The 603-nt window shown below is 68.8% G+C and carries 1 protein-coding gene; it reads right to left on the bottom strand.

What is annotated here, in order from left to right; translation table 11 throughout:
* A partial coding sequence (locus AC1DYG_RS18865) for an ANTAR domain-containing response regulator (RefSeq protein WP_477641402.1) occupies positions 1-569 on the bottom strand: 569 nt, incomplete at its 3' end.
* Positions 570-603: the final 34 nt, after the last annotated feature.

Here is a 603-nt window from a genome sequence, read left to right as displayed (position 1 = left end):
ACCTTCATGCTGGTGCGGCCGTCCATCGCGGCGCGCTGGATCCACTTGAACGCCTCGGGCTCGGTCAGCGACTGCGAGGTCATCAGCGCGCTCTTGGCCCGCTCGACCAGCTTGCGGGTCTCGATGCGGTCCGTCAGGTTGACCACCTCGGTCTCGAGGGCGGAGAGCTCCGCGAACCGGCTCACGGCCAGCTCGACGGCCGGCACCAGGTCCGCCTTGGAGAACGGCTTGACCAGGTACGCCATCGCACCGGCGTCACGGGCCCGCTCGACCAGCTCGCGCTGACTGAACGCGGTCAGGATCACCACCGGCGCAATGCGTTTCACGGCGATCTCCGACGCGGCGTCGATCCCGTCGCGGCGAGGCATCTTCACGTCCATGATCACCAGGTCGGGCAGCAGCTCCTCGGCGAGCTCGACGGCGCGCTGGCCGTCCCCGGCCTCGCCGACCACGTCGTAGCCCTCCTCGCGGAGCATCTCGACCAGGTCCATGCGGATCAGGACCTCGTCCTCGGCGACCACCACACGGCGTGGGGCGGGTCCTTCTCCCTGCGTGACAGGAGCGTTCATCGTTGCCTTCCTCTACTGCCGGCCACCCCGGAAA

Source organism: Pedococcus sp. P1_H8 (assembly GCF_056405175.1).
Note: the sequence above shows the minus strand (reverse complement) of the source record. Positions and strands in the feature narration are given on the sequence as shown.